Source organism: Anoxybacillus tepidamans PS2 (genome assembly GCF_000620165.1).
GTDB lineage: Bacteria > Bacillota > Bacilli > Bacillales > Anoxybacillaceae > Anoxybacteroides > Anoxybacteroides tepidamans_A.
The window spans coordinates 1-18,995 of sequence record NZ_JHVN01000018.1 but is presented as its reverse complement, the minus strand read 5'-3'; the positions used below and the strand labels follow the sequence as shown (position 1 = coordinate 18,995).

Genomic DNA, 18,995 nt, shown 5'->3' with positions numbered 1-18,995 from the left:
ATTCCGTTAAGAGGTGGGAGACTTCTCGGTAGGTATGTTATAAAATAACAAGCCCATTTTTTACAATATAAACCACGAGTAGAAAATAAAAATGGGATGAAAAGGTCCCCCTTTTCATCCCACGTATCGTATTAACCAATACTTCCTTCCATTTCGAACTTGATGAGACGGTTCATCTCAACCGCATATTCCATTGGAAGTTCTCTTGTAAATGGCTCAATGAAGCCCATAACGATCATTTCTGTTGCTTCTTGTTCGGAAATGCCGCGGCTCATGAGATAGAACAATTGCTCTTCGGATACTTTCGATACTTTCGCTTCATGCTCTAGTGAAATGTTGTCGTTTAAAATTTCGTTGTATGGAATCGTATCCGACGTCGATTGGTTATCCATAATAAGCGTGTCGCATTCGATATTAGAGCGCGAACCAGATGCTTTTCGGCCAAAATGCACGATACCGCGATATGTGACTTTGCCGCCTTGCTTCGAAATCGATTTGGAAACAATCGTTGACGACGTGTTCGGCGCTAAGTGGATCATTTTCGCTCCCGCATCTTGATGCTGTCCTTTTCCAGCGATCGCAATCGAAAGCGTTAAGCCGCGTGCGCCTTCTCCTTTTAAAATCACGGCAGGATATTTCATCGTTAGCTTCGAACCGATGTTGCCGTCAATCCATTCCATTGTTGCGTTTTCTTCGCAAACCGCACGCTTCGTTACAAGGTTAAAGACGTTATTTGCCCAGTTTTGAATCGTTGTGTAACGGCAGTACGCATCTTTCTTTACAATAATTTCAACAACGGCACTATGAAGCGAGTTCGTTGTATAAACTGGCGCTGTACAGCCTTCCACATAATGAACGTGTGCACCTTCATCTACAATAATTAGCGTGCGCTCAAATTGTCCCATGTTTTCTGAGTTAATGCGGAAATACGCTTGCAGCGGCGTATCCACTTTCACTCCTTTTGGAACATAAATGAATGAACCGCCTGACCATACAGCCGAGTTGAGCGCTGCAAATTTGTTGTCAGTTGGCGGTACTACTTTCGCCCAATGTTCACGGAAAATATCCTCATTTTCTTTGAGTGCAGAATCCGTATCTTTGAAAATAACGCCAAGCTTTTCAAGGTCTTCTTTCATGTTGTGGTACACAACTTCCGATTCGTATTGCGCCGATACCCCTGCTAAATATTTTTGTTCCGCTTCCGGAATTCCGAGCTTATCAAACGTTGCTTTAATTTCTTCAGGCACTTCATCCCAAGAACGGCCTGACTTTTCCGATGGTTTTACGTAATACGTGATTTCATCGAAATCTAAGCTTGATAAATCGCCACCCCATTGCGGCATTGGCAAGCTATAAAAAATATCTAACGCTTTTAAACGAAACTCCAGCATCCATTGCGGCTCATTTTTCATGCGCGAGATTTCTTCGACGATTTCTCTCGTCAACCCGCGTTTCGCACGGAATACCGACACGTCTTTATCGGCGAAGCCATATTTATATTCGCCGATTTCTGGCATTTTTTTCGCCATTGTTGTCGCCTCCTTTTTTACAAGCACATCATTGTTGAGAATGTAGTCCTTTTTCCATCGCTTTCCATGCAAGGGTTGCGCATTTAATGCGGGCCGGGAATTTTGAAACGCCTTGAAGCGCTTCAATATCCCCTAAATCCACCGAATCATCGTATTCTTTCCCTTGCATCATATCGGAAAAGATGTTTGCCAAGCGGAGTGCTTCCTCGACCGTCTTTCCTTTAATCGCCTGCGTCATCATAGAGGCAGACGACATCGAAATCGAGCAGCCTTCTCCTTCAAATTTGGCATCGATAATTTTTCCGTCTTCTACCTTTAGCGTTAAATGAACGCGATCCCCGCATGTCGGGTTGTTCATGTTGATATCGACGTTTTCGTCCTCAAGAACGCCGCGGTTTCTCGGATTTTTATAATGATCCATAATCACTTGGCGGTATAGCGCGTCTAAAGGATTGTTAAAAGACATGGCTGAAATACTCCTTCGTTTTCTTTAATGCCTCCACAAGCCGATCGATGTCTTCCTCTGTGTTATATAAATAAAAGCTTGCCCGGGCCGTAGCCGAAACATTGAGCCATTTCATGAGCGGCTGGGCGCAATGGTGACCCGCGCGGACGGCAATTCCTTCCGCATCAAGCACAGTAGCAACATCATGCGGATGCACATCCGCAATATTAAATGTCACTAGTCCAGCGCGTTCTTTTGGCCCATAGATCGTTAAGCCTTCAATCGCTGACATTTTTTCTAGCGCGTATTGGGCCAGCCTATGCTCATGTGCCGCAATATGATCCAAACCGATTTGTTCAAGAAAATCGATCGCCGCACCTAAACCGATCGCTCCTGCAATAATCGGTGTGCCACCTTCAAACTTCCAAGGAAGCTCTTTCCATGTGGATTCATATAGTCCGACAAAATCGATCATCTCGCCGCCAAACTCTACTGGCTCCATCTGCTCGAGAAGAGTGCGTTTACCATATAATACGCCAATTCCTGTCGGACCACACATCTTATGCCCAGAAAACGCGAGAAAATCGCAGTCCAAATCTTGAACATCAATTTTCATGTGCGGCGCGCTTTGAGCCGCATCAACGACCATCACTGCGCCATTTTTGTGCGCGATTTGCGCAATTTCCTTAATTGGGTTGATCGCCCCTAGCACGTTCGACACTTGCATTACAGAAACGATTTTTGTGTTTGGCGTCACTGTTTTTTCGACAGCTTCTAAGCTAATCGAGCCGTCTTCCTCAAGCGGAATATATTTTAATGTCGCTCCCGTCGCTTTGGCGACTTGCTGCCAAGGAATAATGTTACTATGATGCTCCATATATGTGATGACGATCTCGTCGCCTTCGCGCAAGTTCGCGCGTCCATAGCTTGCAGCAACGGTATTTAATGCCGTTGTCGTTCCGCGCGTAAAAATAATCTCCTGCGTCGATTTAGCATTAATAAACTTGCGCACTTTCTCCCGTGCACCTTCATAAGCATCCGTCGCTTTTGTTCCGAGCGTATGAACGCCGCGATGCACGTTGGAATTGTACTGGCGATAATATTGTTCAAGCGCTTCAATCACAGGAAGAGGTTTCTGCGAAGTCGCTGCGCTGTCAAGGTATACTAACGGCTTTCCATTGACTTCTTGATCCAAAATCGGAAACAGCTGACGAACCTCTTTTGCATTCATTATTTAACTTTCCTTTCAATAATTTCGACAAGCTGCTTTTTCACGCCTTCAAGCGGAATCTCGTTCACAACAGGCGCTAAAAAGCCGTGAATGACTAGACGCTCAGCTTCCGTTTTCGGGATGCCGCGGCTCATTAAATAATACAGCTGCGTTGGGTCAACGCGTCCAACCGAAGCCGCATGGCCAGCGGTAACATCATCTTCATCAATTAAAAGAATTGGGTTGGCATCGCCGCGCGCTTTTTCGCTTAACATCAGCACGCGAGATTCCTGCTCAGCGTTCGATTTCGACGCCCCATGCTCAATTTTTCCAATTCCGTTAAAAATGGATGTAGCACTGTCTTTTACTACCCCGTGCTTCAATATATATCCTTCTGTATGTTTTCCATAATGGATGACGCTTGTTGTAAAGTTTTGCGTTTGTTCGCCGCGTCCTACCACAACAGTCTTCGTATCGCCATACGAACCGTCGCCGATTAAGCGGGTAATATTTTCAGAAACCGTATCTCCATCATTCATTAATCCAAGCGCCCATTCGATTCGGCCATGACGCCCTGTCACACCACGGCGATTCACGTATGTGGTAATGCCTTTTGCCAAGTGGTCGACCGCAGCGAAAAAGACTTGCGCATTGTCGTTCGCAAACACTTCAGCAACAATATTAACGACCGCATTAGCATTTTCACGAATCGAAATGTAGTTTTCTACATACGCCACTTTACTATTATCGTCAGCAACAACAATAACGTGGTTGAAAAGAGCCGTGTCTTCGCCTTCCTGAATGTAAACCGCTTGAAGCGGTGTTTCCACCTCTACGTTTTTCGGCACGTATACAAATACACCGCCATTAAGAAGCGCTGCATGAAGCGCAGTCAGACGATGCTCATCGACTTTAACTCCGTCTTTCATTAAATATTTTTGCACGAGCTCTCCGTGTTCACGCACAGCTGTTAAAATATCGGTAAAAATAACTCCTTTTTGCTTCAAATCATCCGATAATGAAAGATAAGCTGGCGTATGATCGCGTTGAACGTATAGATTTTTTGCCTCTTCGTTCAAGTCAATCAGAGCTTTTACCGCTTCCGGAAGCTCTTCTAATGAAGAGAACGCCGCACTTTGGACAATATGGTTCTTAAATTCTGTAAAGTTCCATTTATCAATTTTTGTTTTATCTGGCTTTGGCAATGGCAACTCTTCTGCTTTGGCAAGAGCTTGTAAGCGAAGATCTAAAAGCCAGCTCGGTTCACCGCGCCCTTCAGAAAAAGTGCGCACATACTGTTGGTCGAATGGTAATTTTGTTTCGATTGCCATAAATAGTCCTCCTAACGCTTACACTTCTTGCTCAACCGTTTCATCTTCAATGCCGAGTTCTTTTTTAATCCAATCATAACCTTCAGCTTCTAAACGTTGTGCTAATTCTGGACCGCCGGATTTCACAATGCGTCCTTGCATCATGACATGCACATAATCCGGTGTGATGTAGTTTAGCAATCGCTGATAGTGCGTAATGATTAAACAGCCGAAATCGCTGCCGCGCATTTCGTTAACGCCTTTTGATACAACTTTTAATGCGTCGATGTCAAGGCCTGAGTCGATTTCATCTAAAATTGCAATTTTTGGCTCAAGCATCATAAGTTGAAGAATCTCATTGCGCTTTTTCTCACCGCCAGAAAATCCTTCATTTAAATAACGATGCGCCATATCTGGATTCATTTCAAGAAACTCCATTTTTTCATCGAGCTTGCGGATAAATTTCATTAATGAAATTTCGTTGCCTTCGCCAAGACGAGAGTTAATTGCTGCACGGAGGAAGTCCGCATTCGTCACGCCGCTAATTTCGCTCGGATATTGCATCGCTAAAAAGAGACCAGCACGCGCGCGCTCATCGACTTCCATTTCTAACACGTCTTGTCCGTCTAGCGTGATGCTTCCCTTTGTTACTTCATACTTCGGATGACCCATGATCGCCGAAGACAGCGTCGATTTACCCGTTCCATTCGGTCCCATAATCGCGTGAATCTCGCCGCCTTTAACTTCAAGATTCACCCCTTTTAAAATTTCTTTTCCTTCTACAGATACGTGAAGATCTTTAATCGTCAACACTGCCATGACAAATACCTCCAATTTTAAGAAAAAAATTTGTGTATCTTATCGCCTAATGCATTCTCATTTTATTCTCATTACAATCTTATAACAAATGAAATGTATTATCAACCGTTTCCGCTTATATACTTTTTCATCCGAAAAGCTTCCTATTTTATTATATGTAATCGAAAAAAGACCCCAATATTGGAGTCTTCGTTAATGCTTTGTTGCCAGCTCATTGATGCATTCTTGAACGAGCGTTACCGTTTGACTCATCGCTGCACCACCCGCGAACGCCGCCGCCACGCTGCAAGCTTCTAAAATTTCCTGCTCCGTTGCTCCTTGATCAAGACATCCTTTCGTATGATAAATCGTGCAGTATTCATCTTGTGTCGCCAAGCTAATGCCGAGCGCAATTAGCTGCTTTTCTTTTTTCGATAGCACTCCTTCTTCGAAGCATGCTTCCGTAAAGGCATTAAACCGACTTGCCACTTCCGGCAATTTTTGTGTAAACGTCCCTAATCCTTCTTTATAGTGGCGCAATGCTGCCTCCGTTGAAGAATACGTTTGTTGATTCATCATTACATCCCCTTTCATAGTATAAATCAGTGCTCACTTTGCCCAAACGCTGCCGAAATGTAAACTGAGCACGCTCAGAACACTTTTCATGTATAGTGTTGTTTTTTCTTTTCGTGTTATTCATAGGCAAATTGGAAATAACCGTCACTATGAAAAAACGGAAGCAACACTGCTTCCGCTCTTTCATTATTATTGCACCGCTGGAATGACGGCACCTTTATATTTTTCTTTAATAAAATCTTGGATTTCTTTTGATTGCAGTACTTGTACGAGCGTTTTAATTTCTTTACGATTTTCGTCGCCTTTACGCACTGCAATAATGTTCACATACGGGTTATTTTTCGGCGATTCAACAGCGATCGGATCTTTAGCTGGATCCAACCCTGCATCAAGCGCATAGTTGGCATTAATTAATACTGCATCGCCTTCATTGTTTTTATATACTTGCGGCAAGAGACCCGCGTCGACATCTGCTTTAAACTTTAATTTTTTCGGATTTTCAACAATGTCTTTAACAGTTGCCTTCGTTTTATCGATACCGTCTTTCAGCTTGATTAGCCCTTTTTCTTGTAACATTGATAAAGCGCGGCCATGGTCGGCAACAGAATTACTCATAATGATTGTGGCGCCTTCTGGCAGTTCATCAAGACTTTTATACTTTTTGGAATACAAACCGATTGGCTCAATATGAATACCGCCTGCGTTGACAAAGTCATAGCCATATTCCTTTTTTTGCGCTTCTAAGTATGGAATGTGTTGGAAATAGTTTGCATCAATTTCTTTATCCGCCAATGCTTTATTCGGTAAAACATAATCTTGGAATGTTACAATTTTTAAGTTAATTCCTTTTTGCTTTAGGATCGGCTTCGCTTTCTCTAAAATTTCCGCATGTGGAACATTCGATGCCCCAACAACTAGCGTTCCTTCTTTTTGTTTCTCCTCGGCGCTATTTTTGCCGCAAGCAGCGAGCGCCAATACTAACACAACTGCTAACAATGCACCCCACCATTTTTTCATGCTGTTTTTCCTCCTTATTATTTATCTTTTATCTATTTTGGAAGTGACAAAGTCACCGATAAACTGAATGATAAATACAATTACTAAAATAAGCACAGTGGCTACAAGCGTTACATCGTTGTGATTGCGCTGAAATCCTTCTAAATAAGCAAGATTCCCAAGACCGCCGGCACCGACGACCCCTGCCATCGCTGTATAGCCGACAAGCGCAATCGCAGTGACCGTAATACCCGAAACAAGGGCAGGCAGCGACTCTGGAACGAGCACTTTCCAAATAATCGTAGTCGTTGTGGCTCCCATTGCTTTCGCTGCCTCAATGACACCTTTATCAATCTCTCGCAAGGCGATCTCGACCATGCGCGCATAAAATGGCGCAGCACCGATGATCAATGCAGGCAAGGCGGCATTCGCGCCGAGAATCGTGCCGACGATTGCCTTCGTAAATGGAATTAACAAAATAATTAAAATGATAAACGGAATGGAACGAAAAATATTGACAAATGCTGAAATCACAGCATTAGCAAGTTTATTTTCCCAAACATTCCCTTTCGATGTTAGAAATAAAAGCAATCCGAGAATCAGCCCTAGCACGAAGGTAACTGCTACCGCAACGCCTGTCATGTACAGTGTTTCCGATGTCGCCGCCCACATTGTTTCCCATTGCACATTAGGAAATAAGTGACTCATGCGTCATCACCTCCACCACTACTTGCTGTTGACGAACATAGTCAATCGCCTTTGCTACTTCTTCATGCGACCCGTCTATATGAACAAACAACACTCCGTATGAGCCTTGGTGCGTTTGTGAAATCTTCCCTTGTAAAATATTAATCTTGACATCAAAGTTTCGAATGAGTTCAGCAATGAGCGGTCGCTCGGTCACCGAGCCAGCAAAAGCAAATTGCACGACTTTTCCGGTAGGATATTGGTCTAACAAATGGGCGATTGTCTCTTTCGTTTCCTCAGGTTCTGTAATTTGCTGGACAAACCGCTTTGTAATCATCTGCTGCGGTCTTTGAAACACGTGCAATACTTCGCCTTCCTCCACAACTTTTCCGTTTTCCATCACCGCCACGCGATCGCAAATTTTGCGGATGACGTGCATTTCGTGAGTAATCAGCACGATCGTTAAGCCTAAACGTTTATTAATATCGACTAACAGCTCTAAAATCGAATCGGTCGTTTGCGGGTCTAAAGCAGACGTCGCTTCGTCGCACAGAAGCACTTTTGGGTTGTTCGCTAACGCCCGAGCGATGCCGACACGCTGCTTTTGGCCGCCGCTAAGCTGAGAAGGATAAGCATTTTCCCTTCCTTGAAGACCGACAAGTTGAATTAGCTCATCCGCCCGCTTCAAGCGTTCTTTTTTCGGAACGCCTGCGATTTCCAGCGGAAACGCAATATTTTCGCGCACTGTCCGCGACCAAAGTAAATTGAAATGTTGAAAAATCATCCCGATCTCTTGGCGCGCCTGCCGCAGCTCTTTTCCGCTAATTTTCCCTATATCTTTGCCAGCGACTAATACTTGCCCGCTCGTCGGTTTCTCCAACCCATTCAACAGGCGAATGAGCGAGCTTTTTCCCGCGCCGCTATAGCCGATAATTCCGAAAATCTCCCCTTCTCGAATATGCAAACTAACATCGTTGACAGCTGTCACATTCCCGCGGCCCGTCGGATATACTTTTGTTACATGTTCCAATGTAATCAACGGTTTCACACCTTCCTCTTGCAACAAATACAAATAAAAAACCTTTCTGTCCAAGAGAACAGAAAGGTTATTTACATATCCATTTCTGTCTCTTATCTCTCAAAGCGAATGCTTTGTGTGAATTGGCACCATTTCAGCTTACGCTGACGGTTGCCGGGCTTCATTGGGCACATCCCTCCACCTCTCTTGATAAGAGCGCACGAAACGCTTTATTCAGTTAACGTTTTAATATATACAAGGATTCTTTTAAACTACGAATGTGATTGTATCATCATCACGAAGAAGGTGTCAATGAAAAAATGAAAAGTTTCCCGATCCATATTCATCCAATTAATTATAACTGCGACAACGAAGCATTCGAACGGATCCCTGTTGCCGCTGCAATCGCCTGTTCAAGATCGTCAATTAGATCTTCGACATTTTCAATGCCGACAGATAAACGAATCATATCTTCGGTCACGCCGGACGCTTTTAAATCTTCCGGTGCGAGCTGTTGATGCGTCGTGCTCGCAGGATGGATAATCAAACTTTTCGCGTCGCCGACGTTAGCCACATGCGACCAGAGCTTGACGTTGTTAATGATCGCCGCCCCTGCATCGCGGCCACCTTTAATGCCAAACACGACGACTGCCCCCGCCCCTTTTGGCATGTACTTTTTCGCCAGTTCTTTCGCTGGATGGTCTTTATGTTCTGGATATAATACCCAGTCCACTGCCGGATGCCGATCTAGATAGTCGACAATCGTCCTTGTATTGGCAATATGCTCTTTCATGCGCACATGCAACGTTTCCAGCCCCAAGTTAAACTGAAACGCATTAAATGGACTCATTGCCGGACCTAAGTCGCGCAACAATTGGACGCGTGCTTTCACAATATAGGCAGCCGCTCCCAACGCTTCGGCGTAGACGAGGTTGTGGTAGCTTGGGTCAGGAGTTGTGAATGTCGGAAACTTCGGAGAGTTCCAATCAAACTTTCCGCCGTCAACGATAATACCACCGAGCGTTGTACCGTTGCCAAGCAGCCATTTCGTCGCCGAATGGACAACAATATCGGCTCCGTGCTCAATTGGACGGCATAAATACGGTGTGGCAAACGTGTTATCGACAATAAGCGGAATTCCTGCCTCATGAGCGATATTGGCCACCGCCTCGATATCTAAAACGTGCAAGCTTGGATTGCCGATCGTTTCAGCAAAAATCGCTTTTGTTTTCGGCGTGATGGCGGCGCGGAAATGGTCAGGATCAGATGGGTCGACAAAATGTGTCCGAATGCCATACTTCGGCAGCGTCGTCGCCAGCAAATTGTATGTACCTCCATACAACGTAGAAGCAGCAACAATTTCATCTCCGGCGTGGGCAATATTTAAGATTGCGAGTGTAATCGCCGCCATGCCGCTCGCTACCGCCAAACTGCCAATTCCCCCTTCTAACTGCGCTACCCTTTCCTCAAACACAGTAGCTGTCGGATTATGAATGCGCGTATAAATGTACCCCTCTTCTTTCAGCGCAAACAAATTTGCCGCGTGGTCCGTGCTGTCAAATTTATAGGCGTTCGATTGGTAAATTGGGACCGCTCTCGCTCCTGTCACCGGATCTGGCTGCAATCCTCCATGCACCGCAATTGTTTCCAGACGATATGATTTTTCGTTCATGCCATTCCTCTCCTTTTTTCAATATCAAATGAAAACCCCCTCTTCATAAGAAGAGGGGGAGCCATTCCTAGAACTCTTCTTATCTTTCAGAGTTATTCACTCTGCTGGAATTAGCACCGTGTTTGAACCGGTTGCCGGGCTTCATCGGGCCAGTCCCTCCGCCTCTCTTGATAAGAATATTAATTATTATTATACTTTTCTGAAAAATAAAACTAATATTTATGGATGTCAATGCATTCTTTCATTCTAAGAGGCATAACGATAAGGTTTAGCTAAATGAAGAAGCGATTCTAATAAAAGCATATGTCGGAAACTCCCAGATACAAACAATTCGCTCAAACGGAGCTGCTGCTGTAATTTGAGTTCTCCATGAAAAAGACTGACAAGCGCTTCTTTCGATCCACGAACCGTTAATAACCGACGTTCGTCTGCTTCTTGTTTGCGTTGCACCCCATTTTTTGAGACAGCAACTAACATCATCTCTCCATCGCACTCGAATCGAATATAAAGCGCTTCCTCTGGCAAAATCGGCAATAAATGCTGCAATGTTTGCACACGTTCCATAAATTTTTTCACTAATTCATGAATACTCATCGTTTCCCCGCCTCTCCATTATCCTTTTCCCTCATTTATTTCCATAAAAAAGCATTCAAATCCTTTATGAACTTCTCGACAAATCACAAAGGGAAGATACAATATTCCTCACATTTCCCGAGAAATATGTCAAAAAACGTCTATTTATGCAAAAACATCGCCGATGTCGGCGATGTCTTTACACGTTTTTGATTACTTCATACAAATGAGGAACAGAATGAAACGCATATAGCTTTTGAATCATCGTTCCATTGCGAAATAACATGAAGCAAGGAACGCTTTCAATTTTCCATTCCACAGCGCGTTCCGGCATATAGTTAATGTCCGTTTGGCAAAATGAAACGTGCGGACATAGCTGTTCGACGATCTCGATCATGCGCTTCGCCAATTGACATGTGCCGCACATCGGGGTGTATACATAGAGCCCTACCATATCATGCTGCTGAATGGCTTTATCCAACTGTTGCAACGTTACTTCCGTCATCGCATTGCTCACACCTTTACCAATCTTCCGCATGCACGTCAATATTGGCGCTCAGTAGCACCGTCGCGATATGCTGTTTAGGCGCCGCCGCTACTTCGCGATACATGCGGTCAATATACAGATGGGCCGCTTGGGGAAATTCCCGGCGCAGCTGCCTGCGCAATCGCTCTCCAGCCTCATCAGCATCGACGAGTATAAACACCTCTTTATTATATAATTGATCGCTCCATTCGTCTAATTTCGCACGGCTAATCGTGCCGTTTGTACAAATAATTTCAACGGGCTCGCGAATCAAGCTTTCGATCTTTTTCTTATCCGATCGTCCCTCAACAATAATCACTTTTTCTATTTCCATCCTCATCACCTAAAGAAAAGACGTTACGTATATTTTATTCCATAGACGCCTCGTTTTCTCCTTGTCCGACGCAAAAAATAGAAAAAACAGCGGCAATCCGCCACTGTTGTCAGCACCAGCCAGATTCACTGTCGCAATCGACATATTTTTGATCAGGATTCGTCGTGATTGTTACTTGTTTATAAACTTTGTCTTGTTGCTGTTCATAACCTTCTTTTAGCTCAAATGTACTTCCGTTTGGCGGAAGCACAATCCTTCCAATCTGTTCATTATCCGCAAAAAGTTCAATAGCACCGTTTTTTAATTTACCAACTATCCGGTCCGTTATATCCAGCTTTTGATTTTGCAACACCATAAAAGCCACCCTTTCATCTTTGATTTACGCAATAGGGTGCCCTATTTCGAGGTACAATAGTCATAACAAATAAATAAGCAATGGCTATTGCCATTGCTTATTTATTTTATTCTTGGTTAATCATTTCTTCATATTGCTCTGCTGTTAATAAGTTGTCGATTTCGCTTGGATCAGAAAGTTCGACAACAATCATCCATGCCTTCTCGTATGGAGATTCGTTCACAAATTCTGGATTGTCATTTAACGCTTCATTGACTTCTACTACTTTTCCGCTTACAGGTGCGTATAGCTCAGAAACCGTTTTCACTGATTCGACGCTACCGAATGGCTCATTCGCTGTCACTTCTGCTCCTACTTCTGGCAGTTCGACGAAAACGATGTCTCCTAATTCGGATTGGGCAAAATCAGTAATTCCGATGCGAACTTTTCCATCCTCTAGGCGTACCCATTCATGCTCTTCAGAATAACGTAATTCTTTTGGTGTGTTCATTTCAAGTCCCTCCAACTACAAATGTATTCTTTTTTATAATAACTGATTTTTTCGAAAAACTCGACTGCCTTACCTATGGTTGTCCAAAAAATTTTTCATACGACTGCTCATTGAAACCGACAATGACCCTTGTTCCATCTGTTAAAACTGGCCGTTTAATTAACATGCCGTCCGATGCTAAAAGATCAAGCAATTCATCATCAGAAGCCTCATTGACACGATCTTTCAAACCAAGCTCCCGATATTTCATTCCGCTTGTGTTGAAAAACTTTTTTAATGGAAGCCCGCTTTTTTGATATAGCTCCTTTATTTCCTCTCTTGTCGGCGGGCGCTCAACAATATGTACGTCGTTTACAGCAATATGGCGATCCTCTAGCCACTTTTTCGCTTTTCGGCATGTCCCACATTTTGGATACCAATAAAAAGTTAGACTCATCGTTCATCATCCTTTGCAAACAAAGTACCAGACGTTCAACCGTCTGGTACTTCCATTATTACACAATATAACGCTCTGCTTCAATGAGGGCAGCAGCTGCTTCGCGTTTTTTTGCAATCACATTGATTGGCGTATGACGAGTGAGTTTGCGCAACGCCGACAACATCATGCGCAACATATCGCCTTGCTCGACAGCAACAATAGTTTCTTTCGCGTGTGCTTCAATTTCATTGAACGCCTCTTGGCAGAAGATTTGCGTATATAGAATTTTTTGCTTGTTTTTCTCGATTCCTGACTTTTGAATAGCTTTTTCTGTGCGAAGAAGCGCTGATTCCATCGCATAAATGTTGCTGACGATATCCGCGATATTCACTAAAATTTCTTGCTCTTTCTCAAGCTGCGGACCGAATTTTTGCACCGCCAAACCAGCTGCGAGCAGTGCAATTTTCTTTGCATTGCGCACTAAATATTTCTCCTGTTCAAGCACACCATCTCCCACTTCTTCCGGCATGAGCATCATAAGCTCTTCTTGGAGCTGCTGTGCTTTTTGCAACAGTGGAAGTTCGCCTTTCATCGCTTTGCGCAAATACGTCCCCGGTACTAACAAGCGGTTGATTTCGTTTGTCCCCTCGAAAATGCGGTTAATGCGAGAGTCACGATACGCACGCTCAATTTCATACTCTTGCATAAAGCCGTAACCACCGTGAATTTGTACGCCTTCATCAACGATATAATCGAGCGTTTCTGTCGCAAAAAATTTATTGAGGGAGCATTCAATCGCATATTCGGCAATCGATTTGGCGATTTCTTTTCCGTCTTTCGCTTGCTCCGCATCAAGCTGGCTCATCCGCTCTTCAAACAAGCCGACCGTACGGTAGACAGAGCTTTCCGTCGCATATAGCTTTGCTGCCATCGTGGCAAGCTTTTCTTGAGTTAATGAAAATTTTGAGATTGGCGTTTTGAACTGCTGACGTTGGTTCGCGTATTGAATGGTCACTTCTAACGCACGCTTCGCACCGCCAACTGCACCGACGCCTAATTTATAGCGGCCAATATTCAAAATGTTAAAGGCAATGACATGCCCTTTGCCGACTTCACCTAACAAGTTTTCTTTCGGCACGAGCGCATCTTGCAAAATCAATGTACGGGTCGAAGAACTTTTAATCCCCATTTTCTTTTCTTCTGCACCTGTAGAGACGCCCGGAAAATCGCGCTCGACAATAAACGCGGAGAAATGTTGACCGTCGACTTTGGCATAGACGACAAACACATCGGCAAAGCCAGCATTAGTAATCCACTGCTTTTCGCCGTTTAGTATATAATGCGTACCTTCGGCATTAAGTTTCGCCGTTGTTTTGGCGCCTAACGCGTCTGACCCCGATCCCGGCTCCGTTAGTGCATAAGCTGCAATTTTTTCTCCTGTTGCCAATGCCGGCAAATATTTTTGTTTTTGTTCTTCCGTACCAAACAGCACAATTGGGAGCGAACCGATCCCGACATGAGCGCCGTGGGAAATCGAAAAACCACCAGCGCGTGCCATTTTCTCGGCGATTAATGCCGAGCTGATTTTATCAAGAGAGAGACCACCATACTCCTCCGGAACATCTGCCCCTAGCAACCCAAGCTCGCCCGCTTGCTTTAATAGCTTCACAGAACGGTCAAATTCATGATTTTCCAAATGCTCCAGCTGCGGCAACACTTCATTGACTACGAATTCCTCCGTCGTTTTTGCGATCATTTTATGCTCGTCTGTAAAATCTTCCGGCGTAAACACACGCTCGCAAGATACATCCTCAATCAAAAAACTTCCGCCTTTAATCACGTTTTCCATTGCTTTTGCCATCTTATTTCCTCCCCCTTATATTTCAGCGGGCAAGACGTCTCCGCTGCCCGTTTTTCATCAAAGTAATTCAAACACGCCGGCTGCGCCCATGCCGCCGCCGATGCACATCGTCACCACGCCGAATTGCACGTTGCGGCGGCGCATTTCATGAAGCAAGGATAATGTCAATCGCGCCCCCGTGCAACCGAGCGGATGGCCAAGCGCGATTGCACCGCCGTTGACGTTCACCTTTTCTTCGTCCAGGCCAAGTTCACGAATGACTTGAATCGATTGAGACGCAAACGCCTCGTTCAGTTCGAACAGGCCGATGTCGGAAATTTCAAGTCCCGCTAGCTTCAATGCCTTAGGAACAGCGGCTACCGGACCAATTCCCATTACTTCCGGCGGGACGCCAGCGACAGCGAACGAACGAATTTTTCCGAGCGGCTTTAAGCCTAGTGACTCCGCTTTTTCGCGTTCCATTACCATCACGGCAGCCGCTCCGTCGCTCGTTTGTGATGCGTTTCCAGCCGTGACTGTTCCATTGACAGCGAATGCTGGGCGCAGCTTCGCAAGCGTCTCCATGTTCGTATTCGGACGAACGCCCTCGTCTTCCGAGAACATAACCGTTTTTTCCACGACTTTATTGTTCTCGATTTTTCGAATCGTCACTTCCACCGGAACAATTTCTTCAACAAATTTTCCCTCGTGAATGGCTTTCGCCGCCCGCTGATGGCTGCGCACCGCAAAAGCATCTTGATCTTCGCGGCTCACTCCGTACTTCGCTGCCACTTGCTCCGCCGTATGCCCCATTGACATGTAATATTCCGGGGCGCTTTCTGCTATTTTCACATTTGGACGGACAACATGCCCCATCATCGGAACAAGGCTCATCGACTCAACGCCTCCAGCAACAATCGTATCGGAGTGTCCAAGCATAATACGCTCTGCCGCATAGGCAATTGCCTGCAGCCCCGATGAACAGTAACGATTGATAGTAATGGCTGGAACAGTGTACGGTAAGCCAGCCAATGCTCCAATGTTGCGCGCGATATTCAATCCCTGTTCCGCTTCCGGCATCGCGCAGCCGATAATCAAGTCATCAATATTTCCTTGATAGTTTCCCGCCCTCTTTAACGTCTCTTTCACAACAAGCGCCCCTAAATCGTCCGGACGCACTTGGGCAAGTGTGCCCTTTTTCGCCTTTCCGACAGGCGTGCGCGCTCCCGCTACAATGACCGCTTCTCTCACAATTTTCACCCCTGTTTCATATTTGCGCTTAGTTGCGCAACGGTTTCCCTTTCACAAGCATATGCTGCATTCTTGCTTGCGATTTCGGCTCTCCTACTAAACTTAAAAACGCTTCTCTCTCTAAATCTAACAAATATTGTTCATCGACTTCCGTTCCAAATGGCACTTTTCCGCCGGCAATCACATAGGCGAGTTTTTTCGCAATCGTTAAGTCATGGTCCGTGATATAGCCGGAAAGGTGCATCGACTGTGCTGCTAATAATAAAGTCGCGTAACCCGTTTCACCGACAACCGGAATTTTTTTGCGAACCGGCGGTTGATACCCGCTGTCATAAAGCGAAATAACTGCTTGTTTCGCATCATAAAGCAAATGGTCACCGTTCATCGTGATTCCGTCTTTTTCGTTTAAAAAGTTCATCTCTTTCGCTTCGATGGCTGATGTCGATACTTTCGCCATTGCGATCGTTTCAAACACTTTGTTCGCCACTTTCTGCAAATCAAATTCAACACCGTTTGGCATGCTGCTCAAATGCTTGATGTAGAGCTCTTTGTTGCCGCCTCCGCCCGGAATTAAACCGACGCCGACTTCGACAAGCCCCATGTACGTCTCCCCAGCCGCTTGAATGCGCGCTGTCGGCAAGCAAATTTCCGTTCCGCCGCCGAGCGTCATCGCAAACGGCGCGGCTACGACCGGTTTCGGGCTGTACTTGATATTCATCATCGCTTGCTGGAACTGACGGACGACAAGATCGATCTCAAAATAATTATCATCTTGCGCCTCCATAAGAATCATCGCAAGATTGGCGCCGACGCAGAAGTTTTTGCCTTGGTTGCCGATCACAAGCCCTTTGTAATTGCGGTCGACCTCCTCTAGTGCATAGTTGATCATTTGTACAATGTCAAGGCCGATCGCGTTGTTCGGCGAATGAAACTCTAAAAGCGCCACATCATCCCCTACATCAATGAGGCTTGCACCGCTGTTTTTCTTAATGACGCCTTTTTCTTCTTTTAAGCGCTTAATATGGATTACTTTCGCATTTTCCTCAATTGCTTTGTATTCGCCTTTATCGTAAAAAAGAACGTTTCCATTTTCGCTTTTATAGAAAGTGGTATGGCCGCGATCCAGCATGTCGGTCACCCATGCAGGAACTTTTCGACCTTCCGTCTGCATTTTCCGGACCGATGCTTCCACTCCGATCGCATCCCACGTTTCAAACGGGCCCATTTCCCAGCCGAAGCCCCACTTCATTGCCCGATCGATCGCTACAATATCGTCCGCGATTTCTCCGAGCAATTGTGCCGAGTAAATAAGCACAGGGCTTAAAATATTCCAGAGAAGCGCTCCTGCGCGATCGTCTGCGTATACAAGCGCTTTCAGCTTATTGCCGAGTCCTTTCGCCTGCTTGCTCATTTCGACTGCCGGCGTTTTTAGCTTTTTACTAGGCTCATATTCAAGCGTTTCGTAGTTCAATTCTAAAATGTCTTTCCCTTTTTTAAGGAAGAAACCTTGTCCTGATTTGCTGCCAAGCCACCCTTTTTCAAGCATCGCTTTCATAAAATCAGGGACGCGAAAGGCTTCCTTTTCCTCGCCCTCCACTTTTTCAAATACGTTGTTCGCTACATGAACAAACGTGTCTAAACCTACCACATCCAACGTGCGGAAAGTAGCGCTCTTCGGCCGTCCGATCAATGGGCCGGTAATCGAATCAACTTCACCGATGCTGTAACCCCCTTTCATCATTTCGCGCACTGTCACTAACAATCCGTACGTTCCGATGCGGTTGGCGATAAAGTTTGGCGTATCTTTCGCCATGACAACACCCTTGCCAAGAACATCTTCGCCGAACTTCTTCATAAAAGAAACAACGTTAGGGTCCGTATCTTTTGTTGGAATGATTTCGAGCAGCTTTAAATAACGCGGTGGGTTGAAAAAGTGTGTGCCTAAAAAATGCTTTTTGAAGTCTTCCGAACGGCCTTCTGCCATCGCCTCAATGGAAATTCCTGACGTGTTTGAACTTACGATGCTCCCTTGTTTTCTCACTTCATCGATTTTTTGAAACACTTGCTTTTTCACAGCCAAATTTTCAACGACAACTTCGATAATCCAATCCGCTTCCGCTAGCCGGTGGAAATCGTCTGCAAAATTCCCCGTTTCGATGAGCGCTAGCTTCTCTTTGGACATCAGCGGTGCTGGCTTTTGTTTTAGCAGCTTTTGGAGAGCTTGATTAACAAAACGATTACGAACTTCTTTATGTTCGAGAGTAAGCCCCTTTGCTTCCTCTTCTTTTGTCAGTTCCTGCGGTACGATATCAAGCAACAGCGTTGGAATGCCGACATTTGCCAAATGTGCCGCAATACCAGAGCCCATCACTCCTGAACCAAGTACAGCGGCTCTTTTAATCCGTTTGACCATCGCAACTTCCTCCTCGCCCCTATTGAATGAATAATCATTCATTTTTTGTCGAAAAAAATTTTTCCATCAAGTTCTTATATCTTAAATATAAAGTATCTTTTAAATTTTCGCAATATATAAACTTAACAAATTTTGTCTAGAGTATGGACCATTTTTTCGGTGACGCTAAATAGCGGAGGTGACAACCGTGGCGAAAATGAAAAAAAATCCATCTAAAAATGCCGTTAGTGCCGCAAGCGTCAAAGGAAACGCGGGTCCGACAGTTGAAATGGACGGAAGCGGAAAGCAAACAAGCCAAAACCAACAATATAAAAAGTCAAATATGCAAGGAGAATAAAAAAGCAAAGGCGGCGAGCTCAGCCGCGCACGTCAAATGTTCTCCGCACGCAAGAAGTGCCCTGCACTTCGAGGGCGGAGGTCATTTGGCGCAAAGCGGCTAGACGCCGAAGCTAGATTCCGCCAAAAAGCGAAGGCGACGCGTACAGCCGCGTATGCCAAATGTTCTTCGCCTGGAGGGATGAGAAACATCCCGAAGGCGAAGGTTATTTGGCCAG

At 45.0% G+C, this 18,995-nt stretch carries 20 protein-coding genes and 2 riboswitches; of the genes, 1 reads left to right on the top strand and 19 read right to left on the bottom strand.

Features of this window, described 5'->3' with window-relative positions; all coding sequences use genetic code 11:
- Positions 1-131 precede the first annotated feature (131 nt).
- The 19 genes from sufB to N667_RS0113390 all read right to left on the bottom strand — a co-directional run bounded on the left by sufB (position 132) and on the right by N667_RS0113390 (position 18,441).
- A complete protein-coding gene (gene sufB, locus N667_RS0113480; RefSeq protein WP_027410061.1) occupies positions 132-1,529 on the bottom strand; it encodes a Fe-S cluster assembly protein SufB in 1,398 nt (465 codons plus the stop codon).
- A gap of 28 nt (positions 1,530-1,557) precedes the next feature.
- Positions 1,558-1,995, bottom strand: a complete 438-nt coding sequence (sufU, locus tag N667_RS0113475) for a Fe-S cluster assembly sulfur transfer protein SufU (RefSeq protein ID WP_027410060.1) — start codon at positions 1,993-1,995, stop codon at positions 1,558-1,560.
- Positions 1,985-3,205: a cysteine desulfurase gene (locus N667_RS0113470; RefSeq protein ID WP_027410059.1), complete on the bottom strand. Its 1,221-nt coding sequence runs from the start codon at positions 3,203-3,205 to the stop codon at positions 1,985-1,987. The genes sufU and N667_RS0113470 overlap by 11 nt, the downstream gene beginning before the upstream one ends.
- Complete coding sequence (sufD, locus tag N667_RS0113465; RefSeq protein ID WP_027410058.1) at positions 3,205-4,515, bottom strand: Fe-S cluster assembly protein SufD; 1,311 nt, start codon at positions 4,513-4,515, stop codon at positions 3,205-3,207. The genes N667_RS0113470 and sufD overlap by 1 nt, the downstream gene beginning before the upstream one ends.
- 18 nt (positions 4,516-4,533) lie before the next feature.
- Positions 4,534-5,313, bottom strand: coding sequence for a Fe-S cluster assembly ATPase SufC (gene sufC / locus N667_RS0113460; protein ID WP_027410057.1), 780 nt, complete (start codon positions 5,311-5,313; stop codon positions 4,534-4,536).
- A 192-nt stretch (positions 5,314-5,505) separates the two neighbouring features.
- Positions 5,506-5,871 (bottom strand): carboxymuconolactone decarboxylase family protein, encoded by a 366-nt coding sequence (locus tag N667_RS0113455; protein WP_027410056.1) that lies wholly within the window; start codon positions 5,869-5,871, stop codon positions 5,506-5,508.
- A 186-nt stretch (positions 5,872-6,057) separates the two neighbouring features.
- Positions 6,058-6,885 carry a MetQ/NlpA family ABC transporter substrate-binding protein gene (locus N667_RS0113450; protein WP_027410055.1) on the bottom strand — a complete coding sequence of 276 codons (828 nt, stop codon included), beginning with the start codon at positions 6,883-6,885 and terminating at the stop codon, positions 6,058-6,060.
- Between the two features lie 21 nt (positions 6,886-6,906).
- Positions 6,907-7,572 carry a methionine ABC transporter permease gene (locus N667_RS0113445; protein WP_035098969.1) on the bottom strand — a complete coding sequence of 222 codons (666 nt, stop codon included), beginning with the start codon at positions 7,570-7,572 and terminating at the stop codon, positions 6,907-6,909.
- Entirely contained in the window at positions 7,553-8,590 is a 1,038-nt protein-coding gene (locus N667_RS0113440; RefSeq protein WP_027410053.1) for a methionine ABC transporter ATP-binding protein, read from the bottom strand. The genes N667_RS0113445 and N667_RS0113440 overlap by 20 nt, the downstream gene beginning before the upstream one ends.
- Positions 8,591-8,679: 89 nt before the next feature.
- Positions 8,680-8,786: riboswitch (SAM riboswitch) on the bottom strand.
- 138 nt (positions 8,787-8,924) lie between these two features.
- Positions 8,925-10,241, bottom strand: coding sequence for an O-acetylhomoserine aminocarboxypropyltransferase/cysteine synthase family protein (locus N667_RS0113435; RefSeq protein WP_027410052.1), 1,317 nt, complete (start codon positions 10,239-10,241; stop codon positions 8,925-8,927).
- Positions 10,242-10,317: 76 nt separating this feature from the next.
- A riboswitch (SAM riboswitch) is annotated at positions 10,318-10,418 on the bottom strand.
- Between the two features lie 69 nt (positions 10,419-10,487).
- Entirely contained in the window at positions 10,488-10,835 is a 348-nt protein-coding gene (locus N667_RS0113430) for a hypothetical protein (protein ID WP_027410051.1), read from the bottom strand.
- Positions 10,836-11,013: 178 nt separating this feature from the next.
- Complete coding sequence (locus N667_RS0113425) at positions 11,014-11,319, bottom strand: thioredoxin family protein (RefSeq protein ID WP_027410050.1); 306 nt, start codon at positions 11,317-11,319, stop codon at positions 11,014-11,016.
- A 16-nt stretch (positions 11,320-11,335) separates the two neighbouring features.
- Positions 11,336-11,674 (bottom strand): toprim domain-containing protein, encoded by a 339-nt coding sequence (locus N667_RS0113420; RefSeq protein WP_409978192.1) that lies wholly within the window; start codon positions 11,672-11,674, stop codon positions 11,336-11,338.
- Positions 11,675-11,783: 109 nt separating this feature from the next.
- Entirely contained in the window at positions 11,784-12,029 is a 246-nt protein-coding gene (locus N667_RS0113415; protein ID WP_027410048.1) for a YusG family protein, read from the bottom strand.
- 106 nt (positions 12,030-12,135) lie between these two features.
- Positions 12,136-12,519, bottom strand: coding sequence for a glycine cleavage system protein GcvH (gene gcvH, locus N667_RS0113410; protein WP_027410047.1), 384 nt, complete (start codon positions 12,517-12,519; stop codon positions 12,136-12,138).
- Positions 12,520-12,592: 73 nt separating this feature from the next.
- Positions 12,593-12,955, bottom strand: a complete 363-nt coding sequence (locus N667_RS0113405; protein WP_027410046.1) for an arsenate reductase family protein — start codon at positions 12,953-12,955, stop codon at positions 12,593-12,595.
- Positions 12,956-13,013: 58 nt separating this feature from the next.
- Entirely contained in the window at positions 13,014-14,798 is a 1,785-nt protein-coding gene (locus N667_RS0113400) for an acyl-CoA dehydrogenase family protein (RefSeq protein WP_027410045.1), read from the bottom strand.
- Positions 14,799-14,855: 57 nt separating this feature from the next.
- The gene (locus N667_RS0113395) at positions 14,856-16,028 is read right to left on the bottom strand and encodes an acetyl-CoA C-acetyltransferase (RefSeq protein ID WP_027410044.1); all 1,173 of its coding nucleotides are present in this window, start codon (positions 16,026-16,028) and stop codon (positions 14,856-14,858) included.
- 28 nt (positions 16,029-16,056) lie between these two features.
- On the bottom strand, positions 16,057-18,441 hold the full coding sequence (locus tag N667_RS0113390; RefSeq protein ID WP_027410043.1) for a 3-hydroxyacyl-CoA dehydrogenase/enoyl-CoA hydratase family protein: 2,385 nt from the start codon (positions 18,439-18,441) through the stop codon (positions 16,057-16,059).
- 187 nt (positions 18,442-18,628) lie between these two features.
- Here N667_RS0113390 and N667_RS19535 point away from each other — a divergent pair, with 187 nt between their 5' ends.
- On the top strand, positions 18,629-18,778 hold the full coding sequence (locus N667_RS19535) for a YuzL family protein (protein WP_084279215.1): 150 nt from the start codon (positions 18,629-18,631) through the stop codon (positions 18,776-18,778).
- Positions 18,779-18,995 lie beyond the last annotated feature (217 nt).